Origin of the sequence: Nocardioides sp., from assembly GCF_044226765.1 — a bacterium.
Classification (GTDB): Bacteria; Actinomycetota; Actinomycetes; order Propionibacteriales; family Nocardioidaceae; genus Nocardioides.
This window is the reverse complement of the sequence record NZ_JBGAGJ010000002.1, coordinates 218,150-240,051: the sequence shown is the minus strand read 5'-3', so window position 1 is coordinate 240,051 and position 21,902 is coordinate 218,150. Positions and strand designations below refer to the sequence as shown.

At 71.6% G+C, this 21,902-nt stretch carries 24 protein-coding genes and 4 tRNA genes; 9 read left to right on the top strand and 19 right to left on the bottom strand.

What is annotated here, in order from left to right:
• Positions 1 to 84: 84 nt before the first annotated feature.
• The 5 genes from ruvB to pdxT all read right to left on the bottom strand — a co-directional run bounded on the left by ruvB (position 85) and on the right by pdxT (position 3,960).
• Positions 85 to 1,167: a Holliday junction branch migration DNA helicase RuvB gene (ruvB, locus tag ACILRH_RS05980; RefSeq protein WP_395691563.1), complete on the bottom strand. Its 1,083-nt coding sequence runs from the start codon at positions 1,165 to 1,167 to the stop codon at positions 85 to 87.
• 2 nt (positions 1,168 to 1,169) lie between these two features.
• Entirely contained in the window at positions 1,170 to 1,769 is a 600-nt protein-coding gene (gene ruvA, locus ACILRH_RS05975; RefSeq protein WP_395691562.1) for a Holliday junction branch migration protein RuvA, read from the bottom strand.
• On the bottom strand, positions 1,766 to 2,287 hold the full coding sequence (gene ruvC / locus ACILRH_RS05970; RefSeq protein WP_395691561.1) for a crossover junction endodeoxyribonuclease RuvC: 522 nt from the start codon (positions 2,285 to 2,287) through the stop codon (positions 1,766 to 1,768). The genes ruvA and ruvC overlap by 4 nt, the downstream gene beginning before the upstream one ends.
• A 262-nt stretch (positions 2,288 to 2,549) precedes the next feature.
• Positions 2,550 to 3,329, bottom strand: a complete 780-nt coding sequence (locus tag ACILRH_RS05965) for a YebC/PmpR family DNA-binding transcriptional regulator (RefSeq protein WP_395691559.1) — start codon at positions 3,327 to 3,329, stop codon at positions 2,550 to 2,552.
• 34 nt (positions 3,330 to 3,363) lie between these two features.
• Positions 3,364 to 3,960 carry a pyridoxal 5'-phosphate synthase glutaminase subunit PdxT gene (pdxT, locus tag ACILRH_RS05960; RefSeq protein ID WP_395691558.1) on the bottom strand — a complete coding sequence of 199 codons (597 nt, stop codon included), beginning with the start codon at positions 3,958 to 3,960 and terminating at the stop codon, positions 3,364 to 3,366.
• Between the two features lie 40 nt (positions 3,961 to 4,000).
• Between pdxT and ACILRH_RS05955 the strand changes: the two genes are divergently transcribed.
• The gene (locus ACILRH_RS05955; RefSeq protein WP_395691556.1) at positions 4,001 to 5,143 is read left to right on the top strand and encodes a serine hydrolase domain-containing protein; all 1,143 of its coding nucleotides are present in this window, start codon (positions 4,001 to 4,003) and stop codon (positions 5,141 to 5,143) included.
• A gap of 3 nt (positions 5,144 to 5,146) precedes the next feature.
• On the opposite strand, the gene pdxS is transcribed toward ACILRH_RS05955, so the two are convergent.
• The 6 genes from pdxS to ACILRH_RS05925 all read right to left on the bottom strand — a co-directional run bounded on the left by pdxS (position 5,147) and on the right by ACILRH_RS05925 (position 11,131).
• A complete protein-coding gene (gene pdxS / locus ACILRH_RS05950) occupies positions 5,147 to 6,067 on the bottom strand; it encodes a pyridoxal 5'-phosphate synthase lyase subunit PdxS (RefSeq protein WP_395691554.1) in 921 nt (306 codons plus the stop codon).
• Between the two features lie 3 nt (positions 6,068 to 6,070).
• A complete protein-coding gene (gene pgsA, locus ACILRH_RS05945; RefSeq protein WP_395691552.1) occupies positions 6,071 to 6,691 on the bottom strand; it encodes a phosphatidylinositol phosphate synthase in 621 nt (206 codons plus the stop codon).
• Positions 6,692 to 6,704: 13 nt separating this feature from the next.
• Positions 6,705 to 7,892: an ROK family protein gene (locus tag ACILRH_RS05940; RefSeq protein WP_395691550.1), complete on the bottom strand. Its 1,188-nt coding sequence runs from the start codon at positions 7,890 to 7,892 to the stop codon at positions 6,705 to 6,707.
• Between the two features lie 11 nt (positions 7,893 to 7,903).
• On the bottom strand, positions 7,904 to 9,160 hold the full coding sequence (locus tag ACILRH_RS05935; RefSeq protein ID WP_395691548.1) for a sugar ABC transporter permease: 1,257 nt from the start codon (positions 9,158 to 9,160) through the stop codon (positions 7,904 to 7,906).
• Positions 9,157 to 9,936 carry an ATP-binding cassette domain-containing protein gene (locus tag ACILRH_RS05930; protein ID WP_395691547.1) on the bottom strand — a complete coding sequence of 260 codons (780 nt, stop codon included), beginning with the start codon at positions 9,934 to 9,936 and terminating at the stop codon, positions 9,157 to 9,159. Before ACILRH_RS05930 ends, ACILRH_RS05935 begins: the two co-directional genes overlap by 4 nt.
• Before the next feature lie 94 nt (positions 9,937 to 10,030).
• Positions 10,031 to 11,131 carry a sugar ABC transporter substrate-binding protein gene (locus ACILRH_RS05925; RefSeq protein WP_395691546.1) on the bottom strand — a complete coding sequence of 367 codons (1,101 nt, stop codon included), beginning with the start codon at positions 11,129 to 11,131 and terminating at the stop codon, positions 10,031 to 10,033.
• A 184-nt stretch (positions 11,132 to 11,315) separates the two neighbouring features.
• On the opposite strand from ACILRH_RS05925, the gene xylA reads away from it, so the two are divergent.
• Complete coding sequence (gene xylA, locus ACILRH_RS05920) at positions 11,316 to 12,482, top strand: xylose isomerase (protein ID WP_395691544.1); 1,167 nt, start codon at positions 11,316 to 11,318, stop codon at positions 12,480 to 12,482.
• Between the two features lie 53 nt (positions 12,483 to 12,535).
• Here the strand turns inward: xylA and ACILRH_RS05915 are convergent, their stop codons facing one another.
• Positions 12,536 to 13,309, bottom strand: coding sequence for an inositol monophosphatase family protein (locus ACILRH_RS05915; RefSeq protein ID WP_395691542.1), 774 nt, complete (start codon positions 13,307 to 13,309; stop codon positions 12,536 to 12,538).
• Positions 13,306 to 13,830 (bottom strand): HIT family protein, encoded by a 525-nt coding sequence (locus tag ACILRH_RS05910; protein ID WP_395691540.1) that lies wholly within the window; start codon positions 13,828 to 13,830, stop codon positions 13,306 to 13,308. Before ACILRH_RS05910 ends, ACILRH_RS05915 begins: the two co-directional genes overlap by 4 nt.
• A gap of 22 nt (positions 13,831 to 13,852) precedes the next feature.
• On the opposite strand from ACILRH_RS05910, the gene ACILRH_RS05905 reads away from it, so the two are divergent.
• Entirely contained in the window at positions 13,853 to 14,371 is a 519-nt protein-coding gene (locus tag ACILRH_RS05905) for a GNAT family N-acetyltransferase (protein ID WP_395691539.1), read from the top strand.
• On the opposite strand, the gene ACILRH_RS05900 is transcribed toward ACILRH_RS05905, so the two are convergent.
• The 4 genes from ACILRH_RS05900 to ACILRH_RS05885 form a co-directional block, all read right to left on the bottom strand.
• Positions 14,319 to 15,275: a hypothetical protein gene (locus tag ACILRH_RS05900; protein ID WP_395691537.1), complete on the bottom strand. Its 957-nt coding sequence runs from the start codon at positions 15,273 to 15,275 to the stop codon at positions 14,319 to 14,321. The genes ACILRH_RS05905 and ACILRH_RS05900 overlap by 53 nt on opposite strands.
• A gap of 2 nt (positions 15,276 to 15,277) precedes the next feature.
• The gene (gene thrS / locus ACILRH_RS05895; RefSeq protein WP_395691536.1) at positions 15,278 to 17,266 is read right to left on the bottom strand and encodes a threonine--tRNA ligase; all 1,989 of its coding nucleotides are present in this window, start codon (positions 17,264 to 17,266) and stop codon (positions 15,278 to 15,280) included.
• 83 nt (positions 17,267 to 17,349) lie between these two features.
• Complete coding sequence (locus tag ACILRH_RS05890) at positions 17,350 to 18,051, bottom strand: carboxypeptidase-like regulatory domain-containing protein (RefSeq protein WP_395691534.1); 702 nt, start codon at positions 18,049 to 18,051, stop codon at positions 17,350 to 17,352.
• 110 nt (positions 18,052 to 18,161) lie between these two features.
• The gene (locus ACILRH_RS05885; protein WP_395691532.1) at positions 18,162 to 18,857 is read right to left on the bottom strand and encodes an NADPH-dependent F420 reductase; all 696 of its coding nucleotides are present in this window, start codon (positions 18,855 to 18,857) and stop codon (positions 18,162 to 18,164) included.
• A gap of 124 nt (positions 18,858 to 18,981) precedes the next feature.
• On the opposite strand from ACILRH_RS05885, the gene ACILRH_RS05880 reads away from it, so the two are divergent.
• Positions 18,982 to 19,539: a GNAT family N-acetyltransferase gene (locus tag ACILRH_RS05880; RefSeq protein WP_395691530.1), complete on the top strand. Its 558-nt coding sequence runs from the start codon at positions 18,982 to 18,984 to the stop codon at positions 19,537 to 19,539.
• A 42-nt stretch (positions 19,540 to 19,581) separates the two neighbouring features.
• Here the strand turns inward: ACILRH_RS05880 and ACILRH_RS05875 are convergent.
• Positions 19,582 to 19,653, bottom strand: a tRNA-Val gene (locus ACILRH_RS05875).
• 87 nt (positions 19,654 to 19,740) lie between these two features.
• Here ACILRH_RS05875 and ACILRH_RS05870 point away from each other — a divergent pair.
• Complete coding sequence (locus tag ACILRH_RS05870; protein WP_395691529.1) at positions 19,741 to 20,175, top strand: SsgA family sporulation/cell division regulator; 435 nt, start codon at positions 19,741 to 19,743, stop codon at positions 20,173 to 20,175.
• Between the two features lie 4 nt (positions 20,176 to 20,179).
• Here ACILRH_RS05870 and ACILRH_RS05865 read toward each other — a convergent pair whose 3' ends face one another.
• Positions 20,180 to 21,001, bottom strand: coding sequence for an aminotransferase class IV (locus tag ACILRH_RS05865; protein WP_395691528.1), 822 nt, complete (start codon positions 20,999 to 21,001; stop codon positions 20,180 to 20,182).
• 141 nt (positions 21,002 to 21,142) lie between these two features.
• On the opposite strand from ACILRH_RS05865, the gene ACILRH_RS05860 reads away from it, so the two are divergent.
• The 4 genes from ACILRH_RS05860 (at position 21,143) to ACILRH_RS05845 (ending at position 21,845) form a co-directional block, all read left to right on the top strand.
• Positions 21,143 to 21,215, top strand: a tRNA-Gly gene (locus tag ACILRH_RS05860).
• A gap of 45 nt (positions 21,216 to 21,260) precedes the next feature.
• Positions 21,261 to 21,334 (top strand) — tRNA-Cys (locus ACILRH_RS05855).
• Between the two features lie 27 nt (positions 21,335 to 21,361).
• A tRNA-Val gene (locus ACILRH_RS05850) sits at positions 21,362 to 21,436 on the top strand.
• Positions 21,437 to 21,545: 109 nt separating this feature from the next.
• Complete coding sequence (locus tag ACILRH_RS05845) at positions 21,546 to 21,845, top strand: hypothetical protein (RefSeq protein ID WP_395691527.1); 300 nt, start codon at positions 21,546 to 21,548, stop codon at positions 21,843 to 21,845.
• Positions 21,846 to 21,902 lie beyond the last annotated feature (57 nt).

Below are 21,902 nucleotides of genomic sequence, written 5' to 3'. Positions count from 1 at the left end.
GGATGGTGCGGTCCAGAGCGGACCGGTCGACGGGTCAGTCTAACCGTGGGGGTGTCGCTGGCCGCGAATCCGGGGTGGCCCGGGTCACTCGCCGAAGAGCGTCGCCTCACCCTCCGGCAGGAGGGGCAGCGCCGGCGGATCCAGCTGCAGGTGTTGCCATGCCGCCGCGGTGGCGACGCGACCGCGCGGCGTGCGGGCCAGGAAGCCGTTGCGCACCAGGAACGGCTCGGCGACCTCCTCCACCGTCTCCCGCTCCTCCCCGACCGCCACGGCCAGCGTGGACAGCCCCACCGGGCCACCCCCGAAGCGGCGGCAGAGCACGTCGATCACCGCGCGGTCGAGGCGATCGAGCCCGAGCTGGTCGACCTCGTAGAGGTCCAGCGCGGCGCGCGCGACCGGGAGCGTGACGATGCCGTCGGCGCGCACCTGGGCGTAGTCGCGAACCCGGCGCAGCAGCCGGTTCGCGATGCGGGGGGTGCCACGGGAGCGGGAGGCGATCTCGGCCGTGCCGTCGGCACGCACGTCCACGTCGAGCAGGCGGGCCGACCGCTGCACGATCAGGTCGAGCTCACCGGGCTCGTAGAACTCCAGGTGCGCGGTGAAGCCGAAGCGGTCGCGCAGCGGGCCCGGGAGGAGGCCCGAGCGGGTGGTGGCCCCGACGAGGGTGAACGGCGGGATCTCCAGCGGGATCGCGGTCGCCCCGGGGCCCTTGCCGATGACGACGTCGACGCGGAAGTCCTCCATCGCCATGTAGAGCATCTCCTCGGCCGGCCGCGACATCCGGTGGATCTCGTCGACGAAGAGGACGTCGCCCTCGTTCATCCCCGACAGGATCGCGGCCAGGTCGCCGGCGTGGGTGATCGCCGGCCCACTGGTCAGGCGCAGCGGCGCACCCATCTCCTGGGCGATGATCATCGCCAGGGTGGTCTTGCCGAGGCCCGGCGGGCCGGAGAGCAGCACGTGGTCGGGCGACCGCCCGCGCCGGCGGGCCGCTTCGAGCACCAGGCCCAGCTGGTCGCGGACGCGCACCTGACCGACGACCTCGTCGAGGGTCCGGGGCCGCAGCGCGGCCTCGACCGCCCGCTCGTCGCCCTCCGCCTCGGCGGCGGTGATCGAGCGGAGGTGGGTCGCCTCGGCCTCCTCGAGCTCCTCCTCGTGGAACGTCACGATCAGGCCTTGCTCAGCGTGCGCAGCGCCGCGCGCAGGAGCGCGGCGACGTCGGGCTGCTCGACCCCGACGGCCTGGTCGGCGACCGCCTCGACTGCCCGGTCGGCGTCGCGGGCGGGCCAGCCCAGGCCGACCAGGCCCTGGTGGACCTGGTCGCGCCAGGGCGCGACGGCGGCCGGTGCCGGCGTACGACCGCCGACCGGGGCGCCGACCCGGTCCTTGAGCTCGAGGATGATCCGCTGGGCGCCCTTCTGGCCGATGCCGGGCACCCGCGTGAGCGTCTTGACGTCGTCGGCGGCGATCGTGCGTCGCAGGTCGTCGGGCGGGAGGACGGCGAGCATCGCCTGGGCCAGCTTCGGTCCCACACCGGACGCGGTCTGCAGCAGCTCGAAGGTCTGCTTCTCGTCCTCGTCGGCGAAGCCGAACAGCGTCAGGGAGTCCTCGCGGACCACCATGCTGGTCGGCAGGGTCGCCTCCCGGCCGGTGCGCAGCGTGGCGAGGGTCCCGGGGGTGCACATCACCTCGAGGCCGACGCCGCCGACCTCGACCACGGCGCTGGACAAGGTGACGGCCGCGACCCGGCCACGGACGAACGCGATCATCGGGGGCTCCTCGCTGCCGCCAGCGCGGCGTCGATGCGGGCCTGGGCGCCACCGCGCCAGATGTGGGTGATGGCCAGGGCCAGCGCGTCGGCGGCGTCGGCCGGCTTCGGTGCCGCGTCGAGCCGCAGGATCCGCGTCACCATGGCACCGACCTGCGCCTTCTGCGCCCGCCCGTTGCCGGAGACCGCGGCCTTCACCTCGCTCGGGGTGTGCAGGGCGATCGGGAGCCCGCGCCGCGCAGCACAGACCATCGCGATGCCGCTGGCCTGGGCGGTGCCCATCACGGTGCTGACGTCGGACCGGGCGAAGACCCGCTCGACCGCGACCGCGTCCGGACGGTAGTCGTCAAGCCATGCGTCGATCCCGCGCTCGATCGTCACCAGGCGCTCCGGGACGGGCAGGTGGGACGACGTGCGCAGCACGTTGACGTCGACCAGGTGCAGCGGCCGGCCGACCGAGCCCTCGACCACGCCCAGGCCGCACCGGGTCAGGCCGGGGTCGATCCCGAGCACGCGCATGCAGTCCTCCGTCCGAACAGGTGTTCGTAACGACACGCTAGCCGCCCCGGTGGGCCGTGCGTCGGCGCGACACGCCTTCGTCGCGCCGGCCGCCGCCGGTGGGGGCCTCCGGGCGACCCGCCGCACCAGTCGCAAGTTCATCGCGGGCTGCAGGCGAACCTGCACTTCCCACGGCCTGCCCGCCATGGGAAGTGCAGGTTCACCACCAGACCATGATGAAGCTGCGGCGGCGGCTAGGGACCGACGGAGGCGCCGCCGCACGCTAGGCGTCGATGGAGTCGAGGACGTCGTCGGGGATGTCGGCGTTGCTGAAGACGTTCTGCACGTCGTCGAGGTCGTCGACGGCGTCGACGAGGCGGAAGACCTTGCCGGCCACGTCCACCTCGGCGACCGGGATGTCCATGGTCGCGACGAACTGGACCTCGGCGGAGTCGTAGTCGATGCCGGCGGCCTGGAGGGCCGTGCGGACCGCGACCACGTCGGACGCCTCGGACTGAACCTCGAAGCTGTCACCGAGGTCGGTCACGTCCTCGGCGCCCGCGTCGAGGGTGGCCTCGAGGACGTCGTCCTCGGTGACCTCCCACGGCTTGCCGCCACGCTCCTGGCTCTTCCCGACGACCACGACGCCCTTGCGGGTGAAGAGCCGGGAGACCGAGCCGGGGTCGGCCATCGTGCCGCCGTTGCGGGTCACGGCGGTGCGGACCTCCATCGCGGCGCGGTTGCGGTTGTCGGTGAGGCACTCCACCAGCAGCGCGACGCCCTGCGGGCCGTAGGCCTCGTACATGATCGTCTCGTAGTCGACACCGCCACCGTCGAGCCCGCCGCCACGCTTGACGGCCGAGTCGATGTTCTTGTTGGGCACCGACTGCTTCTTCGCCTTCTGGATGGCGTCGTAGAGCGTCGGGTTGCCGGCCGGGTCGGGGCCGCCCATCTTGGCCGCGATCTCGATGTTCTTGATCAGCTTGGCGAACAGCTTGCCGCGCTTGGCATCGATCACGGCCTTCTTGTGCTTGGTGGTCGCCCACTTGGAGTGGCCGGACATGCGTCTCCTTCATTCACCTCGGTGGTCGATCGGGTCAGGAACCCTCGACCAGGTCCACGAACCGCCGGTGGACCCGGGGGTCGCCGCCCACCTCGGGATGGAACGACGTCGCCATCAGCGGACCCTGACGGACCGCCACGATCCTACCCGCGGCCGGACCGCTGTTGACGCGGGCGAGCACCTCGACCTCCGACCCCACCGCCTCCACCCACGGGGCGCGGATGAACACGGCGTGCACGGGCTCGGCCAGACCCTCGAAGGAGAGGTCCTCCTCGAACGAGTCCACCTGGCGGCCGAAGGCGTTGCGCCGGACGGTGATGTCGAGCCCGCCGATGGTCTCCTGGTCGGCGGTGCCGTCCTCGACCCGGTCGGCCAGCATGATCATGCCCGCGCACGTGCCGAACACGGGCAGCCCCTCCTTGACCCGCTGGCGCAGCGGCTCGAGCAGGTCGAACGCCCGCGCCAGCTTCGCCATCGTGGTCGACTCGCCACCGGGGACCACCAGGCCGTCGCAGGCCTCGACCTCCGACGGCCGCCGCACGGTGGTCGCCCGCACGCCGAGGCCGCCGAGGACCCGCAGGTGCTCCCGGACGTCGCCCTGGACGGCGAGGACGCCGATGGTGGTGCTCACGAAGCGGCATCCTAGGCCGCACCGACCTATCCTCTTCAATGTGCGCCGAGCCCTGACGACCGTGCTGACCAGCGTGGTGACCTGCGTGGCCCTGGGCGTCACCGTCGCCACGCCCTCGGCCGGCGCGAGAGCCGCGTCCGCCGACCCCGCAGACCCGCCGACGACCGTCGACGGCTGGACCACCACGACGCCTGCCGCGGCCGGCTTCGACGAGCACCGGCTGCGTCGCCTGGCCAACGGCGCGCGTCTGGACGGCAGCTCGTGCTTCGCCGTGGTCCGCGACGGGAAGCTGGTCGGTGACTGGAGCTGGGCCACCCCGCGCACCACGCCGCGAGAGGTGTTCTCGGTCACCAAGTCGTTCACCAGCGCCCTGGTGGGCATCGCCGTCCGCGACGGCGACCTGGGCCTGGACGACCGGGTCTCGCGCTACGTGCCGCAGTGGCGGGGCACTCCCTCGGCCGGCGTGACCGTGCGCGACCTGCTCAGCAACGACAGCGGCCGCTACTGGTCGATGACGTCGGACTACGTGCGGCTCAGCAAGGCGCGGGACCGCTCGTCGTACGCCGTCGGCCTGCGCCAGCAGTTCCGGCCCGGTCGCGCCTGGGCCTACAACAACGCCGCCATCCAGGTCCTCGACCGGGTGATCAGCACCGCGACCGGCGTGCCGACCGACCAGCTCGCGGCCGACCGGCTCTTCGCCCCGCTGGGGATGACCCACACCCGGATGACGCGCGACCCCAGCGGTCTCTCGACCAACACCTACGTCAACGCCCAGAGCACCTGCCTGGACCTGGCCCGCTTCGACCAGCTCTACCTGCTCGGGGGCGTCACTCCCGACGGCGAGCGGCTGCTCGACCCGGCCTTCGTCCGGGCGTCGGTCGGGCGGTCGTCGACGAAGCTCAACGCGGCGTACGGCTTCTTGTGGTGGCTCAACCGGCCCGGCGTCCTGCGCGGTCCGACCGACGCCGTCGACCGGCAGGGCCAGCCGCTCGAGGTGCACCGCGGCCAGCTCGTCCCCGGTGCGCCGCGCACGCTCTACTCGGCCATCGGGTTCGCCGGGCAGATCGGGATGGTCGACCCGGGCTCGCGGACGATCGTGGTCCGCCTCGGCCCCGCCTCGGCCGGCAGCTCCTACGGCTTCGACGACGCGGCCCGGGTCGTCACCTGGGCGCTGCGCCGCTGATCGTCACCAGCCGCGCTCGGCGAGCCGGTGCGGATGCGGGATCTCCTCGACGTTGATGCCGACCATCGCCTCGCCCAGGCCGCGGGAGACCTTGGCGACCACGTCGGGGTCGTCGAAGAACGTGGTCGCCTTGACGATCGCCTCGGCACGCTGGGCGGGGTTGCCGGACTTGAAGATGCCCGAGCCCACGAACACGCCCTCGGCACCCAGCTGCATCATCATCGCCGCGTCCGCCGGGGTCGCGATCCCACCGGCGGTGAACAGCACCACCGGCAGCTTGCCGCGCTCGGCGACCTCCTTGACCAGGTCGTACGGCGCCGCCAGCTCCTTCGCCGCGACGAACAGCTCGTCCTCGGGCAGCGACCCGAGCCGGCGGATCTCCTGGCGGATCGTGCGCATGTGGGTGACCGCGTTGGACACGTCGCCGGTGCCGGCCTCGCCCTTGGAGCGGATCATCGCCGCGCCCTCGGTGATCCGGCGCAGCGCCTCGCCCAGGTTGGTCGCACCGCACACGAACGGCACCGTGAACGCCCACTTGTCGATGTGGTTGGCGTAGTCGGCCGGGGTCAGCACCTCGGACTCGTCGATGTAGTCCACGCCGAGCGACTGCAGCACCTGCGCCTCGGCGAAGTGCCCGATCCTGGCCTTGGCCATCACCGGGATCGAGACCGCCTCGATGATCCCGTCGATCATGTCCGGGTCGCTCATCCGCGACACCCCGCCCTGGGCCCGGATGTCGGCCGGGACCCGCTCGAGGGCCATCACGGCCACCGCCCCGGCGTCCTCGGCGATCTTCGCCTGCTCGGGCGTGACCACGTCCATGATCACGCCCCCCTTGAGCATCTCGGCCATCCCCCGCTTCACGCGGGTCGTGCCGGTCGTCGCGGGGGTGGTGGGGACCTCGGGTGTGGTGCTGTCAGCCATGGTTCAGATCGTAGTGCGGGCCTCGGCCATCGCCTGCTTCCGGACCACCCACACGCGCTGCACCACCGTGATCGTGGAGGCGATCGCGAGGGCCCACAGGCCGATCGGCAGCAGGATCGGCGCGTCGAAGATCTCGCTGAATCCGGCGGCGACGAGGATCAGCACGAGCCGGTCGGCCCGCTCGGCGATGCCGACCTTGACCGAGTAGCCCAGGGTCTCGCCGCGTGAACGCGCGTACGACGTCACCCCACCCATGAGCAGGCACACCAGGCAGAGCACCAGGTCGACCTTGTCCGGGTCCTCCCACGCGAAGTAGAGCGCGAGGCCGATGAAGATCGCGCCGTCCGCGATCCGGTCCAGCGTGGAGTCCCAGAACGCGCCGAACTTGTCGGTGCGTCCGATCGTGCGGGCCATGTGCCCGTCGATGAGGTCGCTGAAGACGAACGCCGTGATCACCAGCGCCCCCACCAGCAGCTTGCCCTGGGGGAAGAACACGAGGGCACCGGCGCACACGCCGATGGTGCCCACCAGCGTCACGGCGTCGGGGCTCACCCCCAGCCGGATCAGCAGGTTGGCGATCGGCGAGATGACCTTGGTGAAGAAGGCGCGCAGTGGTTCGAGCATGGCGGGCAGCAGGCTACTGCAGCGCCGCCTGCGGGTTCTCCAGGACCGGGGCGAACGCGAGCTCGGCGGCCCCCAGCAGCTGTGAGTCGCCCTCGAGCGCGGACGAGCGGATGACGACGTCCTCGCGCGGCGTCATCATCGTGCTGCGGCTCATCGCCGCGTCCACCTCGGGCCCGCAGGCCTGCCACACCTGGGCGAGGCACCCGCCCAGGACCACGACCTGCGGGTTGAAGAGGTTGATGATCGCCCGGATGCCGACCCCGCACCAGTCGGCGACCTCCGCGACGGCGGTCGCGGCCCGCTCCTCCCCCGCGGCCGCGGCCGCGATGACCTCCGCGACCGCGTCCGGGCCGCCGCCGGAGAGGCGGCCGGCCGCACGGAGCAGGACGTTCTCGCCGACCTTGGTCTCCCAGCAGCCGACGGCGCCGCACCGGCAGACCGGCCCGACGCTGTCCACCTGCAGGTGGCCGACCTCGCCGGCGTACCCGGTCGCGCCGGTGAGCGGCCGGCCCCCGACCAGGAAGCCGCCACCGATGCCGACGCTGGCGCTGAGGTAGACCGCGTCGGCGTACCCCACGGCGGCGCCACGGAGGTGCTCGGCCAGCACCCCGAGGTTCGCGTCGTTGCCGGTCGACACCGGCCGGCCGAGCTGCTTCTCCAGGAGCGCGGTGAACGGCTCCTCGACCCAGCCCAGGTTCGGCGCGAAGCGCACCATGCCGTCCTTGGCCCGGATGGCGCCGGGGACCGACACCCCGACCCCGAGGCACCGCTGGCCGTCCTGGGCGCCGAGGACGTCCTCGACCATCTGCGCGACCACGTCGACCACGTGGTCGACGTCGTGCTCGCCGCGCTGGTGGGTGCGGGTACGCCGCTCGAGGACCGCGCCGCCGAACCCGACCAGGGCCACGGCGATCCGGTCGACGCCGACGTCGACGGCCGCCACGACGTTGTCCTCGCGAGGGACGACGAGGTGGGACGGGCGCCCGGACCCGGAGCGCCCGCCCACCGAGGCGGTCTCCTCCGACACCAGGCCCAGGCTCTGCAGCTCGGCGGTGAGCGCACCGATCGTGCTGCGGTTGAGCCCGAGCTGCTTGGTGAGCTCGGCCCGCGTCGTCGGCCCGTGCGTGTGCACCGTCTGGAGGATGGCGCGCAGGTTCGCACGGCGCAGCTCCTCGGTGCCGACGCCGGTCGGGGTGGGCACGACCGCCTCCGTCAGACTCGTCCGGTGGAGGCAGCCCTGCGGCGGCTGATGGCGTCGACGCTGGCCGCCACGAGCAGCACCAGGCCGGTGACGATGTACTGCCGGCTGGCGGGCTGGTTGAGCAGGCCCATGCCGTTCTGGATCGTCGCCACGACCGTGCCACCGATGATGGCGTCGAGGATGCGTCCCTTGCCGCCGAAGAGGCTGGTGCCTCCGATGACGGCCGCACCCACGGCGAACAGCAGCGTCTGGTTGCCGCCGGTCACGTTGTTCACGCCGCCGCTGAAGCTCGCCAGCATCAGGCCGCCGACCGCCGCGACCGTGGAGCACATCATGAAGCAGCTCAGCTGCACCAGCTTGACGTTGATGCCGGCTCGTCGCGCCGCCTCGGCGTTGCCGCCGACCGCGTAGACGTGACCTCCCCAACGGGTCCGGCTCAGCAGCGCGCTCAGCACCAGCGCGAGGCCGATGATCATGACGAGCGCGATCGGGATGCCCGAGATCGACTTGATCGTCGGGTTGGGGCTGCGCTCGATCGACAGGTAGTAGACGACGAGGAAGGTGAGGATCGCGAGTCCGCCGGACTTGATCGCCCACAGCAGCGTCGGCTGGCTGGTCAGGCCGTTGGCCCGCCGACGCCGATTGCTGACGAACGTCGACCCGGCGTAGCTCGCCACCAGCACGACGGCGAGGACCCAGCCCAGCCAGACCGGGAGGTTGTCGGCGTTGAGCTTCGCGATCCAGTCACCCGAGTCGACGGACCCCTTCTCGCCGATGAGCGACAGCACCACGCCCTGCAGGGCGAGGAACAGCGCGAGCGTCACGACGAACGACGGGATGCCGAGCCGCGAGACGAGCGACCCGATGAACATGCCGATCACCGTGCCGGTCAGGAGGCCGGCCACGACCGCCGCAGCGGTCGGCCAGCCGTGGTTGGTGAGGAGGACCGATGCCACGGCCGCGGCCGCTCCGGCGGTGTAGCCCGCCGAGAGGTCGATCTCACCCAGCAGGAGGACGAAGACCAGTCCCATCGCGATGATGGTGACACCGGACGACTGCTGGATCAGGTTGCCGAAGTTGAACGCCTTGGTGAACGTCTCGGGCTTGAGGATCGAGAACGCGACGACGAGTGCGACCAGGCCGAGGATGGCCGGCAGCGAGCCGACGTCGCCGCCGCGGACCTTGGTGAGGTAGTCGCGGGTGATGCTGCCCAGGGTCGCCCGGTCCTCGTGCTCGGGCGCCGGGGCGGGCGCGGTGGTGGTGCTCATCGGATCTCCCCGTTCGTGGCGGCCGCCTCGCGGCCCTCGTAGGTGCCGGTGGTGATCAGCTGGACGACCTGGCCCTGGGTCACGTCCGCACGGTCCACGGTGGCGACCATCGAGCCGAGGTAGAGCACGGCGATGTCGTCGGCGACCTGGAAGACGTCGTTCAGGTTGTGACTGATCAGGATCACGCCGAGACCGCGGTCGGCCAGTCGGCGCACGAGCAGCAGGACCTGCTCGGTCTGGGCCACGCCGAGCGCGGCGGTCGGTTCGTCGAGGATGACGACCTTGGAGTTCCACAGCACGGCGCGTGCGATGGCGACCGTCTGGCGCTGGCCACCCGAGAGCGCGGCGACGTGCGTCCGCACCGACTGCAGCGTGCGCACCGACAGGCCATTGAGGGTCTCCCGCGCGCGGGCCTCCATGGAGTCCTGGTCGACCATGCCGCGCTTGGTGAGCTCGCGGCCCAGGTACATGTTGTGGACGACGTCGAGGTTGTCGCACAGCGCGAGGTCCTGGTAGACGACCTCGATCCCGAGTGCGTTGGCGTCGCGCGGGTTCTTGACGTTCACAGGAGTGCCCTCGAACGTGTACTCGCCCTCGTCGAACGGGTAGATGCCGGCGATCCCCTTGATCAGGGTGCTCTTGCCGGCACCGTTGTCGCCGACCAGGGCGGTCACGCGGCCGGGCCGGACGGTCAGGTCGACGCCGCGGAGCACCTCGACGGGACCGAATGCCTTGTGGACGCCGCGCAGCTCCAGCAGCGGCTCTTGAGACGACATGTGCTTGCCTTCCAGGGGTCCGGATGCGAAGCGGGGGCCCGCCCATCAGGACGGGCCCCCGCATTCAGAGTGGTGTCACTCAACCGCTAGGCGGTCAGCTCACTCCGTACTTCTTGCACAGCTGCTCGATACCCTTGCAGATGTCCGCGGCGTTGGCCTGGCCCGCGTCGACCACGGTCTGGACCTGGTCCGCCGTGACCCACACCGGGGTGGCGAGCACCGACGGGACGTCCTTGCCGAGCTCGGAGTCGTTGACCGTCGCGGTCGCGATCGCCGCGGTGTCGTCACCGTTGATGATCGCGATCGCCAGGTCGGAGGCCGCCTTCGCCTCGAGCGAGGTGTCCTTGAAGACGGTGCCGCACTGGTAGCCCTGCAGGACGTTGGCGAGGCCCTCGGCCGTGGCGTCCTGGCCGGTCACCGGGATCTTGCCCTCGACGCCGGCGACCTTCTGCCGGGCGATGACGCCGCCGGCCATGCCGTCGTTCGCCGTGACGAGACCGACGAGGTCCGGGTGCGCGGCGTACATCTGGTCGAAGACCTTGCCCGCGGTGTCCGGGTCCCAGTTACCGGTCTGGTCCGCGACGACGTCGTAGCTGCCGTCGTCCTTGATGACCTGCTCGTAGCCCTGCTTGAACAGCGTGGCGTTGTTGTCGGTCGCAGCACCGTCGATGAAGGCGATGTTGCCGCTCTTGACGCCCCGACCCTGCAGGCAGTCGATGAGGCCCTGGCCCTGCAGCTCGCCGACCTTCACGTTGTCGAACGACACGTAGTAGTCAGCGCCGCCGCCGAGCGTGAGGCGGTCGTAGTCGATGACGGCCACACCGGCGGCCTTGGCCTTGTCGATGCAGGCCTTGCCCGAGTCCGGGTCGAGGTCGGTGGCGATCAGGACCTTGACGCCCTCGCTGATCATCTGGTCACAGAGCTGACCGTAGGTGTCCGGAGAACCCTCGGCGTTCTGGATGATCGACTCCAGGCCGGCCGCGTCGAACGCCTTCTGGAGGTTCGGACGGTCCTGCGTCTCCCACCGGACCGACGACTTCGAGTCGGGCAGGATCACGCCGACCTTGCCCGTCGCCGAGCCGCTGCTGCTGCTGCCGCTACTGCCTTCGCTGCCGCCGCCGCTGTCGCTGCTGCCACAGGCAGCCAGGGCACCGAACGCCAGCGCGCCCGCCGCCACCAAGGATGCGAGTCGCATCCCCCTCTTGCTGACCATTCCTCGACCTCCATGGCTTGAACCGGCAGCGACCGCTGTCTGTGACGACCGTCACCGGGTATGTTGTGGGCGACAACATACTCAGGACCCCTGGCCCTAGCAAGGGCCAATGGACCCGTGTTTTGTTGCATGTGAGAACGAACTCCTTCCGGAAGGCGCACGTGTGATGACCGAGACATCGAGCTACTCCCCCACCCGCGACGACCGCTTCTCCTTCGGTCTGTGGACCGTCGGGTGGCAGGGCGTGGACGTCTTCGGCGGCGCGATCCGCCCGCCGCTGGACCCGGCAGAGGCGATCCACCGGCTCAGCGAGCTCGGTGCCTACGGCATCACGTTCCACGACAACGACGTGTTCCCCTTCGAGGCCAGCGCCGCGGAGAAGGAGCAGCGCCTCGCCTCCCTCCGCAAGGCGCTCGAGGAGACCGGCCTGGTCGTGCCGATGGTGACGACCAACCTCTTCTCCCACCCGGTCTTCCGCGACGGCGGCTTCACCAACAACGACCGCGACGTGCGCCGGTTCGCCATCCGCAAGGCGGCCGACCAGGTCGACCTGGCGGCCGAGCTGGGCGCCCAGGTCTTCGTCGCCTGGGGCGGACGGGAGGGTGCGGAGTCGGGGGCCGCCAAGGACGTGAAGACGGCGCTGTCGCGCTACAAGGAGGCCTTCGACCTGCTCGGGTCCTACGTCGTCGAGCAGGGCTACGACCTGCGGTTCGCGATCGAGCCCAAGCCGAACGAGCCGCGCGGCGACATCCTGCTGCCGACGGTCGGCCACGCGCTGGCGTTCATCAACGAGCTCGAGCACTCCGAGCTCGTCGGGCTCAACCCCGAGGTCGGCCACGAGGAGATGGCCTCCCTCAACTACGCCCACGGGCTCGCGCAGGCGCTGTGGCACGGCAAGCTGTTCCACATCGACCTCAACGGCCAGACCGGGCCGCGTTACGACCAGGACCTCCGGTTCGGCGCCGGCAACGCGCGCGGAGCCTTCTGGACCGTCGACATCGTCGAGAACGGCGGCTACGACGGGCCCCGGCACTTCGACTACAAGCCGCCGCGCACCGAGGACCTCGACGGAGTCTGGGAGTCGGCGCGCGCGTGCATGCGCAACTACCTCATCCTGCGCGACAAGGTCCAGGCGTTCCGCGCCGACCCCGAGGTCCAGCAGGCGCTCAGGGACGCCCGGGTCGACCAGCTCGCGGTGCCGACCGTGGCGCCCGGCGAGTCTCTCGCCGACCTGCGGGCGGAGTCCTTCGACCCCGACGAGGCCGGTCGCCGCGGCATGGGGTTCGAGCGGCTCGACCAGCTCGCGCTGGAGCACCTGTACGGCGTGCGCTGAGCGATAGTCCCTGACGTTCGAGTCCTCGAACGGCCGGCGCGACCACTCGAACGTCAGGGACTATCCCCCGTCAGGGCGGCCTCGATCTCGGCGACGGCGGTCGGGGCACCGGCGGCGGACCAGGTGACACCGGCGGCGTCCACGCGACGCACGGCGCCGCCGACCCCGAGGATCAGCGCGGCCGAGGGGAGCTCGTCCCACGGCGGGAGCGAGTGCTGGCAGCGCACGTGCAGGCGGCCCTGCGCGATCGCCGCGCCGTCCATCGACGCGGAGCCGAGCATCCGGAGCGTCGCCGCGCCGCCGACCATCCGGTCGAAGGCGGCACCGACCGGGCCGCCGTACGACGGCGGGTGGAGGTAGGTGGTGACGCAGGCCTGCGCGAGCGGCCGGTCCGCCAACGGTGGCAGCGCGACGCCGTCGACCGTCGTCGGGACGCCCGGCCCGCCGACGAAGGTCTGACCGGTCGCGGGATGGTGGACGGCGCCGAGGACCAGGTCGTCACCGTCGGTGAGCGCGAGCGCCGAGCACCACCAGTCCAGGCCGGCCACGAAGTTGTAGGTGCCGTCGACGGGGTCGACGACCCAGGTCCGGCCGGAGCGGCTCGGGCGCGCGGCCCCCTCCTCCCCCAGCACCCCGTCGCCGGGACGCTCGGTGGCGAGGGTCTCCAGGACGAGCTGCTCGGCGGCGTGGTCGGCGGCCGTCACCACGTCCGAGACCGACGTCTTGGTGAGCGCCGTCAGGCCCTCGGTGCGCATCCGGTGCGCGAGCGTGCCGGCGTCGCGGACGAGCCGGGTCGCCAGCTCGACGTCGCCCGCACGGGCGCTCACGCCCAGGCCTCCGCGAGCAGCGCGCGGGTGTCGGCGAGCAGCTGCGGCAGCGTCTTGGTGCCGCCGAGGACGGTGATGAAGTTGGCGTCCCCCGACCAGCGGGGCACGACGTGCTGGTGCAGGTGCTCGGAGAGCGAGCCGCCCGCGACCCCACCGAGGTTCAGGCCCACGTTGAAGGCGTGCGGCCCGCTGACCCGTCGCAGCACCCGCACGGCCTGCTGCGTCGTGGCCATCAGCTCGGCCGCCTCGGCGTCGGTGAGGTCCTCGAGGTCGGCGACGTGCCGGTGCGGCAGCACCATCAGGTGGCCCGGGTTGTAGGGGTGCAGGTTGAGGACCGCGAAGCAGGTGTCACCGCGGTGCACGACCAGGCTCTGCTCGACCGGCACCGTCGCCATCGCGCAGAAGGGACAGCCCTGGTCCGCGAGCGGAGCCACCGGGGCGACGTACGCCATCCGGTGCGGGGTCCACAGGCGGTCGAAGCCCTCGAAGCCGTCGCGCTCACGTCCCGCGGGGTCGGTCATGGCTCAACCCTAGGGTGGTGGCATGGCCCTGCGACCAGCCGTCCCCGGCGACATGGCGACGGTCGCCGAGATCTGGCACCGCGGGTGGCACGTGTCCCACCCCGGTCACGTCCCCGACGGGCTCACCGCGGGCCGGACCCTCGCGGCGTTCCACGAGTGGACGCCCGCCCGCGTCGCCGACACCACCGTCGCCGAGGTCGACGGGCGGGTGGTCGGCTTCACCATGGTCGTGGGCGACGAGGTCGAGCAGGTCTTCCTCGACCCGGACCTCCACGGCAGCGGGCTGGCCGCCGAGCTGCTCCGGCACGCCGAGCAACAGGTGGCCGCGGCCGGGCACGACGTCGCGTGGCTCGCGGTCGTCACCGGCAACGCCCGGGCCCGCTGGTTCTACGAGAAACGCGGCTGGCGCGATGCCGGCGACCTGCCCTACGAGGTCACGGCGCTCGGAGAGCGGTTCGTCTCCCCGTGCCGTCGCTACGAGAAGCGGGTCAGTACTGCTGGAACCAGTGCCCCATCCGGGCCGACGTCCCCGGACAGGTGAGGTCCTGGTCGCGCTCGGCCTCGACCCACTGACCGAGCACCCCGGCACCGCCCTGGATCGACCAGTCGGCGGCGCAGCGGCGACGGGCCTCGTCGCGAGAGGTCTGCCCGGCGGCGCGCCACTCCGGCAGGCCGAGGGCGAGGTCCCCGAGGACACCGGCCCACAGGGCCGGGGTGGAGTACACCCCCACCCGGTAGCCGGCGTACCGGTAGCCGCGCACCGCGCCCTCGACCACGGCGCCGTTGGCCTCGGCGTCGGGGCTCCAGTCGAAGTCCGGCACCGGCTCGACGTCCACCCAGACGACGGGCGTCGCGAGCCCGGCCCGCCGCATCGTGACCACGTTGGCGAGCGCCTGTTGGTAGCCGGCGTTGGCGAGGGCGCCCAGCCGGGTGCTGCCGTCGTACGGCCCCGACGACCCGTCCGCGGCGACGGCCGTCCGGTCGGGCAGGCTGACGACGGCGTACGCCGCGGCCAGCAGGTGCCGGTCACGGACCCAGCGCACCTGGTCGGCGAGGCACGGGTTGGCCGTGTGTCCTGGGCCGTTCGTCAGCCCGAGCACCACGAACTCGGCCTCCGGCAACGGCATCGGCCGGCCCAACGTCCGCCGCTCCGGGATGCCCATCCCGGGCGGGCACTGGGGCCAGCTGACGTCCGCGCCGAGGACCTCGCCCGACCGCGGCCGAGCGGCGCGGCGCTGCGGCACGTCGGCCGCCGCCTGCTCGGCCAGCCGGGCGAGCGCCGCCAGGCGCGCGGTCTCCGGGTCCTGGGTGGGCTCGACGACCGTCGTGGGACGCGGCGTCGGCGCCCCGGACGGGGTCGGGTCCGCTCCCGGCGCGTCTGGCGAGGAGCACGCCGCGAGCACTCCGGCGGCGAGGAGCGTGAGGATCCCCGCCCGCCGGCGCACCCTCAGACCTGCACGCGGCCGGCGACCGCGTCGGCGACGCGGGCGATCGCCTCCTCGACCGGCACGCCGTTGTCCTGCCGGCCGTCGCGGTAGCGGAAGGACACCGCGCCCGCGGCCATGTCGTCGTCGCCGGCGATGACCATGAACGGCACCTTCTGCAGCTGGGCGTTGCGGATCTTCTTCTGCATCCGGTCGTCGGAGTCGTCGACCTCGACCCGCAGGCCCTGCGCGCGCATCTGCTGCGCGACGCCGGCGAGGTAGTCGTTGTGCCGCTCGGCGATCGGGATGGCTTGCACCTGCACCGGGGCGAGCCACGGAGGGAAGGCGCCGGCGTAGTGCTCCACCAGCACGCCGAAGAAGCGCTCGATCGAGCCGAACTTCGCCGAGTGGATCATCACCGGCTGCTGCCGCGTGCCGTCGGCGGCCTGGAACTCCAGGCCGAAGCCCTTCGGCTGGTTGAAGTCGTACTGGATCGTCGACATCTGCCAGGTGCGGCCGATCGCGTCGCGCGCCTGGACGGAGATCTTCGGCCCGTAGAACGCGGCACCGCCGGGGTCGGCCACCAGCTCCAGGCCGGTCTCCTTCGCGACGTCCTCGAGGACCTGGGTGGCGACCGCCCAGTCCTCGTCGGTGCCCACGAACTTGTCCGGCTTGGAGTCGTCCCGGGTGGACAGCTCGAGGTAGTAGTCGTCGAGCCCGAAGTCGCGCAGCAGGCTCAGCACGAAGCCCAGCAGGTGCTTGATCTCGGCGGGCGCCTGCTCGGGGGTGACGTAGGAGTGGGAGTCGTCCTGGGTGAGACCTCGCACCCGGGTCAGGCCGTGCACGACGCCGGACTTCTCGTAGCGGTAGACCGAGCCGAACTCGAAGAGCCGCAGCGGCAGCTCGCGGTAGGACCGCCCGCGCGACCTGAAGATCAGGTTGTGCATCGGGCAGTTCATCGCCTTGAGGTAGTAGTTCGCGCCCTCGAACTCCATCGGCGGGAACATGGTGTCGGCGTAGTACGGCAGGTGACCGGAGGTGTGGAACAGCCCCTCCTTGCTGATGTGGGGCGTGCCGACGTACTGGAAGCCCTCCTCGATGTGGCGCTGGCGGACGTAGTCCTCCATCTCGCGCTTGACGACCCCGCCCTTGGGGTGGAAGACCACCAGGCCCGAGCCGATCTCGTCGGGGAAGCTGAAGAGGTCGAGGTCGCGGCCGAGCTTGCGGTGGTCGCGCCGTTCGGCCTCCTCGAGGCGGTGCAGGTGGTCCTCGAGCGCCTCCTTGGACTCCCACGCGGTGCCGTAGATGCGCTGGAGCTGCTTGTTCTTCTCGTCGCCGCGCCAGTACGCCGCGGCCGACCGCATCAGCTTGAAGGCCGGGATCCGCTTGGTCGTGGGCAGGTGCGGGCCGCGGCACAGGTCGCTCCACGCGACGTCGCCGTTGCGGCGGACGTTGTCGTAGATGGTGAGCTCACCGGCGCCGACCTCGACGCTGGCCCCTTCGGCGGCGTCGTCAGACTTCCCGGAGCCCTTGAGGCCGATCAGCTCGATCTTGTAGGGCTCGTCCGCCAGCTCGGCGATCGCGTCGGCGTCGGTGGTGACCCGGCGCTCGAAGCGCTGGCCCTCCTTGATGATCTTGCGCATCACGGTCTCGATCTTGGCGAGGTCGTCTGGGACGAACGGCGTCTCGACGTCGAAGTCGTAGTAGAAGCCGTTCTCGACCGGGGGACCGATGCCGAGCTTCGCCTCCGGCCAGATCTGCTGGACCGCCTGGGCCATCACGTGCGCGGTGGAATGGCGCAGGATGTCGCGGCCGTCCTTGCTGTCGATCGCCACGCCCTCGACCTCGTCACCGTCGCCGAGCTCGTAGGCGAGATCCTTGAGCTGACCGTCGACGCGGGCGGCGATCACCGACGGGTCGTCGGCGAACAGCTCCCACGCCTTGGTGCCCACCGTGACCGTCCGCTCCTCACGCGCATCGGCGCGGGCAACGGCGATCTTCAGGTCGGACACAGCGTCTCCTCGGGTGGTGCGGTGGACGGACCCGTCGATCGTATCGAGGGGCCGTCCGGCCCCGCGCCCCGGTTTCGGTGCGCCTAGTCCTTGTCGAGCCGGACCTTGCCGATCCGCCCGATCGGCGAGGCGCACGCGTCACCCCAGGTGGGGACGACGCCGCCGTAGCAGCCGCGGTAGCCGACCTCGTAGCCCTTGGCGGACCCGTCGACCCGCAGGTAGCAGTCGTCCTCGCACTCGATGCCGTTGATCGAGAAGGCACCCGCCCGGTTGGTGTAGTCGACGCCCTCGGTCTGCCAGCCGTCGTTGTAGCTGCGCGCGGCCACCTTGATGCCACGCAGCGGCTTCTTCGTCACCGAGTCGACGATCGTGCCGCGGATGAAGGCCGGGTTGGCCCAGATCTTGCCGAGGCTCGCGTGTGGCCCGTAGGTCGCGGCGTAGCCGACCGACGGCTGCACGAAGAGCGGGTCACCGCCGACGAAGCCACCCTGGTACTCGCCGGCCACGACCTGGACGTAGTACTCGTCGTCCGGCGACGGCCCGGCGTCGAGCGCGAACTTGCCGCTGGAGTCGGTGGTGTCGGACGCGACGATCGCGCCCGGTCCGCCGGAGTCGGTCAGGGCACGCAGGCGGACGGTCGCTCCCACCACCGGCGGCTTCGCCCCGGTGATGTCAACGATCTTGCCGGTCACCGGCGAGATCGCCTGGGCGGCCGGGCCGCCGGCGAGCGTGGTGAGCCCCGCGGCCAGCGCGAGGACGGAGAGGCAGGCGAGGAGACGACGCATGGCGACCACCGGTTCTGGGACGTGTCGGGTGCGGCTCAGCGTAGACCCGCGAGCACCCCGAGATGGCCCGAACAGGGCAGGGTCAGCCCTGGGGTGCTGCCCCTCGGGCGTCACATGTCGCGGTAGCGCTTCGCCTGGTCGAGCTTCTCCCGCAGCAGCCCGGCGTCCACCCGGCGCGCGCGCTCGGGGGGCCAGGTCCCGGCGTCACCGTCGACGTAGAGGCCGGCGTACGCAGCGGTGTCGCGCTGGAAGCGCCAGCCCTCGGCGAGCGGGCCCACGTCGTAGGCGTCGTAGCCGATCTCGTCGAGGAACGACGCGACCGTGGCCTTGGCGCCGGCGTCGTCACCGGCGATCGCCAGGACGCTGCGCTCCGGGTCGCCGGCCGGACGGGCCAGGTCGAGCAGGAACTGGAAGTAGATGTTGTTGAAGGCCTTCACCACGTGCGACTGCGGCAAGTGGGCGGCGACCAGCTCGGACGTGGTGGTCGTCTCGTCCTCCAGAGCCTGGATCGTCCCGTCGCGCTGGGGGTAGTAGTTGCAGGTGTCGATGACGACCTTGCCGCGCAGCGGCGCGACCGGGACGTCCTCGACGTTCCTCAGTGGGATCGTCACGACGACCAGGTCGCCGGCGGCCGCCGCCTCCTCCGCCGTCGCGGCCCGGGCGTGGTCGCCGAGCTCCGCGACGAGGCCGGCGAGGGTCTCGGGGCCCCTGCTGTTGCTGAGGACGACGTCGTGGCCCGCAGCTACCGCGAGCCGGGCGACGGTGCTGCCGATGTGGCCGCTTCCGATGAGTCCGATGGTGGTCATGTCCGGGCCAACGGCCGGACCGGCGGGTCCATTCCGGGGGCGGTGTGCCCGGAAGGCGTGGGAGGATCGCCGGTGCCCGGCCGTCCGGCCCGGCAGGACGGCTGGACGCCGTGGGAGGTGGGCGGTGATCGCCGAGGCGCGGCTCTCCGACGGCACCCCCGCGCTGATCTGGCCGCTGGGCCCGCAGGACCGCGAGGCGGTGCGCGAGGGGTTCGAGCACCTCTCCCCCGACGCTCGCTACCACCGGTTCCTCGCCAACGTGCCGCACCTGAGCGACACCTTCCTGGACCATCTGGTGGGCGAGGTCGACGGGGTCGACCACGTGGCGCTGGCGCTCGTGGTGATCGACGAGGACCACCTGGGCGTCCCGGTCGGCGTCGCGCGGACGATCCGCTACCGCGACCGGCCCACGTCCGCCGACGTCGCGGTCACGGTGCTCGACGAGTGGCACGGCCGCGGAGTGGCCACCGCCGTGCTCGACGAGCTGATGCGGCAGCGGCCACTCGGTGTGACCGAGCTGGCCACGACCATCACCGCGGACAACGAGGCGTCGCTGGCGATGCTGCGCCGCCTCGGCCGCACCACCACCACCCCGGCGGGGATCAACCGGCTCGACGTGGTGGTGGACCTGACGACCCCGCACGTCGACGACGACGCGGAGGATGTGGAGGGGAACGACTGAGGGCCGCACGCTCGGCGTACGACCCTCGACTGCACTTCTGGGTGGGCGATACTGGGTTCGAACCAGTGACCTCTTCGGTGTGAACGAAGCGCGCTACCACTGCGCCAATCGCCCAGGTGCGTCGCAGACCCTAGCCTAACGACCGGGCGGTTTCACAAACGAGTCGGCGTCATGGGGGCCGGCCGGCACCGTCTCCTCGGCGTGAGCCAGCAGCCAGCCTCCCGGGTGGTGTCCCAGGACGTGGCCCTCCAGGTGCTCGACGCCTGGGGACGCGCCGTGGACCTGCCGACGCGGCTCGCCTACGACGCGGCCGACCCGTGGGCGGTCACCGTGACGTTCAGCTCCTCCGGTGCCGGCGAGCCGGTGGTGTGGACCGTCGGCCGCGACCTGCTGCTGCGAGGCCTCACGGAGCCGGCCGGCGAGGGTGACGTCCAGCTGTTCCCCAGCGTCGACGAGGCCTGCCGGGCGGCGGTGGTGATGGAGCTGTCCTCTCCGGGCGGCCGGCTGGTCACGCAGCTGCGGTCGGCCGACCTCTACCGCTTCCTGGCGCGCTCGATCGCCCTGGTGCCCCTGGGCGCCGAGGTGATGGACCTCGACCTGCTGGTCGACGCACTCGTCGGCGGGACCGACGCCTGACGGCCTACCAGCCGAGCAGCTCCTTCTCGCGCCGGATCCACATCTCGCGGACCGCCGTCGTCACGGGCCCCGGGGCTTCGAGCTCGCGGTCGTCCCAGCGGGACACCGCCTGGGCGTCGCGGGTCGTGGAGGCCAGGAACACCTCGCTCGCCTCGTGGACAACCTCGATCGGCTCGTCGACCTCGCGACCGCCGTACCACTCCAGGATCAGCGCGCGCGTCACGCCGGCCAGGCAGCCGCTGGCCAGCGTCGGGGTGCGCAGCTCGCCGTCGACGACGTAGAAGACGTTCGACCCGGTGCCCTCGCACAGGTGCCCGGCCAGGTTGGCGAAGACCGCCTCGGTGGCCCCGTGCTCCCGGGCCCGGGCGAGCGCCACGACGTTCTCGGCGTACGACGTGGTCTTCAGGCCGGCCAGCGCCCCGCGCTCGTTGCGCGGCCACGGCACGGTGGCGACGGTCGTCGTGTCCGGCCACGGGGTCATCGCGTCGGCCACGACGATCAGCGTCGGGCCGGCGTCGCCCCGGCCCGAGCCCAGGGGGGCAGGGCCGCCGGTGACGGTGATCCGCAGCCGGCCCAGCGGCAGGTCCTGCCCGTCGAGCACGGCGGTGATGCCGCGTCGCACCGCTGCCTCGTCGACCGCCGGGAGGCCCAGCCCCTGAGCGGATCGCTGCAGCCGCTCCAGGTGGCGGTCCAGCGCGAACGGGAGCCCGTCGACGATCTTGACGGCCTCGAAGACGCCGTCACCGACGGTCAGCCCGTGGTCGCTGACGGGCACCGCGGGGGCGCCGGCGTCGGCCAGCAGGGCACCGTCGATCCACGCACGCATGGGCCTCACCCTAGGGCCGTGGTGCACCTCAGCAGGCGGGCAGGAGGGCACCAACACGCCAGGCAGAGGCGGATTTTGCGCGCCCTGGGGCATCGGCTACTGTTCTCACGCACGCCGCCCGGGAGACCGGTCGGAGCGCAAGCGGACGTAGCTCAGTTGGTAGAGCGCAACCTTGCCAAGGTTGAGGTCGCGAGTTCGAGCCTCGTCGTCCGCTCGGAGAGGTCTCCATGCCGAAACTTCCTTCGGGGAGTGCCTCCGCGGTGGGTTGGCCGAGAGGCGAGGCAACGGACTGCAAATCCGTGTACACGGGTTCAAATCCCGTACCCACCTCCAACCAGCTCTCCACCTAACTCCAGACCCGGGCGATTGGCGCAGTGGTAGCGCGCTTCCTTGACACGGAAGAGGTCACTGGTTCAAACCCAGTATCGCCCACCAGATCGAAAACGGCCCCTCACCTGCGGAAACGCAAGTCAGGGGCCGTTTGGTTTTGGCGTCGCGTGTCGGCTACGTGTCGGACGGCTCCCTCTACCGAGAGGAACCGACCGTGACCACAGTCATCCTTCCAAGGAACGTGCGGCCCGAGATCGTCTGCCCGTCATGGTGCACTGTCTCGACCGAAGACCACATCGCAGAACTCGCGAACCTGGAGGGGTACGCCATCCATTGGAGCTCCTCGAGCGGAGGAGTCGAGCACTCGAGCATGACCTATACCGATGGCTCCCCCGGCCCTGAGCCCGGGCAGGTGTATTGCGATGGATGGACGAAGGACCTGACGCTCACTGAGGCCGAGCAGCTTGCCCACGCCATCCTCGCGGCCGTGAAAGAGGCGCGGGGAGCCAACTAGCACTTGCTCGACGAGGGCGACGCCCTGCGCGTTGTCCGGCCGCCGTGGTTGTCAGAC

Bases quoted from the DNA above. Each gene is read 5' to 3' on its own strand.
- ruvA (WP_395691562.1), bottom strand. From the start codon at position 1,769: ATGATCGCGTTCGTCCGTGGCCGGGTCGCGGCCGTCACCTTGTCCAGC.
- ruvC (WP_395691561.1), bottom strand. From the start codon at position 2,287: ATGCGCGTGCTCGGGATCGACCCCGGCCTGACCCGGTGCGGCCTGGGC.
- ACILRH_RS05965 (WP_395691559.1), bottom strand. From the start codon at position 3,329: ATGTCCGGCCACTCCAAGTGGGCGACCACCAAGCACAAGAAGGCCGTG.
- pdxS (WP_395691554.1), bottom strand. From the start codon at position 6,067: ATGGCTGACAGCACCACACCCGAGGTCCCCACCACCCCCGCGACGACC.
- pgsA (WP_395691552.1), bottom strand. From the start codon at position 6,691: ATGCTCGAACCACTGCGCGCCTTCTTCACCAAGGTCATCTCGCCGATC.
- ACILRH_RS05935 (WP_395691548.1), bottom strand. From the start codon at position 9,160: ATGAGCACCACCACCGCGCCCGCCCCGGCGCCCGAGCACGAGGACCGG.
- ACILRH_RS05930 (WP_395691547.1), bottom strand. From the start codon at position 9,936: ATGTCGTCTCAAGAGCCGCTGCTGGAGCTGCGCGGCGTCCACAAGGCA.
- ACILRH_RS05925 (WP_395691546.1), bottom strand. From the start codon at position 11,131: ATGCGACTCGCATCCTTGGTGGCGGCGGGCGCGCTGGCGTTCGGTGCC.
- xylA (WP_395691544.1), top strand. From the start codon at position 11,316: ATGACCGAGACATCGAGCTACTCCCCCACCCGCGACGACCGCTTCTCC.
- ACILRH_RS05910 (WP_395691540.1), bottom strand. From the start codon at position 13,830: ATGACCGACCCCGCGGGACGTGAGCGCGACGGCTTCGAGGGCTTCGAC.
- ACILRH_RS05905 (WP_395691539.1), top strand. From the start codon at position 13,853: ATGGCCCTGCGACCAGCCGTCCCCGGCGACATGGCGACGGTCGCCGAG.
- ACILRH_RS05890 (WP_395691534.1), bottom strand. From the start codon at position 18,051: ATGCGTCGTCTCCTCGCCTGCCTCTCCGTCCTCGCGCTGGCCGCGGGG.
- ACILRH_RS05885 (WP_395691532.1), bottom strand. From the start codon at position 18,857: ATGACCACCATCGGACTCATCGGAAGCGGCCACATCGGCAGCACCGTC.
- ACILRH_RS05865 (WP_395691528.1), bottom strand. From the start codon at position 21,001: ATGCGTGCGTGGATCGACGGTGCCCTGCTGGCCGACGCCGGCGCCCCC.